Below are 2,067 nucleotides of genomic sequence, written 5' to 3'. Positions count from 1 at the left end.
AAATCAGGATTGAGGTCTCTCCAAGCCTCCAGCTGATTTTCTAGCTCCTCCAAAGTGTCCAAATCAAACTGTGAACAAAGATGTGGAGCAATTATTACATCAGCTACAGCTCCCGCATTAGCTAATTCACGGCTGTTGCGACCAGCGAGATCTACTATCACATGGTCAAATTTTTCATCTAACTGCCGTAATGTCTGGCTGATGTTTCCATATTTTTGAATCAAAGTTATGCGCGGCGTTAGATCGGCCTCTTCACGCGTAGCATGCCATTTAGCTGCTGATGACTGAAGATCAGAATCTAAAAGGCATACATCTTTACCACGCATAGCTAATGCAATTGCAACGTTTGTTGCAGTGGTGCTCTTTGAAGATCCACCTTTATTTGAGCCAATAACAGTTATCATAAATACCTCTCTGACATATACCTTCACGTATTTATTTTAGCATAAAAATAAAATAACAAAATATCTTTTTATTTTTTTTATAAAATATTATTTTGATAATTTGATAAAATACTGTTTTGCGTTCACATAACGGTCTAATGCGCCCCGCGCATGAAGGCGCCAGCTTCAGCCAAAAAGGACACCCACAGGCAAGGGGCGCCGGTAGCCCGGCGAAGCCGGTTCGGGTTTGATAGGTTTCACCGCACCCACCCACTGCCCTGCAAAGCCAACTCCACGCAAAGCTACACTGAAGCGACATTACGCCGTCGGAGTGGTCCCGCCAGAGGCGGGGCGTATCTCCGCGTTAGCGGCCTGCAAGGGCGCTTACGGGCGTGTACAGCAAACCCCAAAGCGCCACCACCTACAGCGACACCCAATATTTTAGTTACAACACTCATCATAAAAGCGACACAGTTCCCCGGCCGTTGGCCGGGGGGCGGCGGCGCTTTTCAGGGTGGGTCAGGTGTTTGGTGGTCGTGCCAATGATGCGGTGGTGAGGTTCGGTGCTGAAGAGCTGCAGAGTCCGGCGAATAGTTCGGTGTTCGCGGGTCGGTTTTGACTAAATCGGGGTCTGACCAGGTGATTTCTGCACGAGCCTGTTTCTGTGTTGGCCAGGTGGGCATGGGAGCGGTTTTCATGAGTGACTAGTTTAGCGACAGTAGGCAGTTTTTCTGCAGCGTATGGTTTTGCCCGAACAACGTGAGGGAGGTACTACACCTGCACTGGCGTCAGCCGGTGCGATGAATACTCCCTTTTTAAAGGGCTTGTTTTGTTCAGAAGTAATGTTCGAAGTTAATCAGCATGCGGTCGATGTGTTCGAAGTTAACTGCTTGTTCGAAGTTAATGACGAAGTTAATGATATTGCCGAAGCTGCACGGCCTGGCCGGTGGTCGACATCGGCGTTTTTTGTTGTGGGGTGAGCGGGTTTTGGGGCGGTATCAAGCTGCCGGCGCGTGTCCGGCGGTCGTGTTCCTGGATTGCGCCCACGGGAAACGCCCCGCAGGCGGTGGCCGGCAGGGTGGGCGTCAGAGACAGTCGTTGGCGAGATTTGGGTCAGGCAGGCAGGGCGCCGGCGCGCTCCAGCAGCAGGCGATAGTAGGCCTCGGGGTTCTCCGTCAGCAGCCCCGGCTGTTCGCGCTTGAGCGTGGCTTCCAGCTGCATTGCCTGAATGGGCGAGCCCTGCATCGACCAGTGCACCCAGGCCTGGTAGAAGCCGTTCTGCTGGCGCCGTTTGGCGCTGGCCAACTGTTTGATGGTATCGGCCGTGTCGTTCAGCAGGGTGTCAAGGCGGTGTTCGTTCTGCTGGCGTCTGGCCAGTTCGTTCTCGATGGCCGATTCGGCCTCTTTTTTTAGGTTCTGCAGGTCGGGACTCACTACCCAGCGCTTGATTTGCTTCAGGCGGTTTTTCAGCGAGTGCTTGCGCTCGATGTCGATACCCAGGCGGTTAATGCGCAGCAGGTGACGCTCGTACTTCTGCCTGAGCGTTTCCGTCAGGCCGTTCCTGATGGCCCAAAGCCGGTATTGGTTCAGCCATTGACGGATTTCTTCCACGCCGATACCCCGGCTGGTGAAGAATTTATCCGTCAGCCACAGCCGCAGCGGCTTGTTTTGCCCCGAGTCACTG

At 53.2% G+C, this 2,067-nt stretch carries 1 protein-coding gene and 1 pseudogene; both read right to left on the bottom strand.

Translation table 11 applies throughout. The features are described 5' to 3' along the window. Positions 1-404: ParA family protein (locus tag AC4PR2_RS28505; RefSeq protein WP_492176003.1), on the bottom strand; the 404-nt coding region annotated here is incomplete at its 3' end. Positions 405-1,496: 1,092 nt separating this feature from the next. Continuing rightward, positions 1,497-2,067 (bottom strand): annotated as a pseudogene (locus AC4PR2_RS28500) (Replication protein); the annotation flags it as partial.

The sequence above is a fragment of the Serratia sp. A07 genome, assembly GCF_058725505.1.
This window is presented reverse-complemented; position numbering and strand designations above follow the sequence as displayed.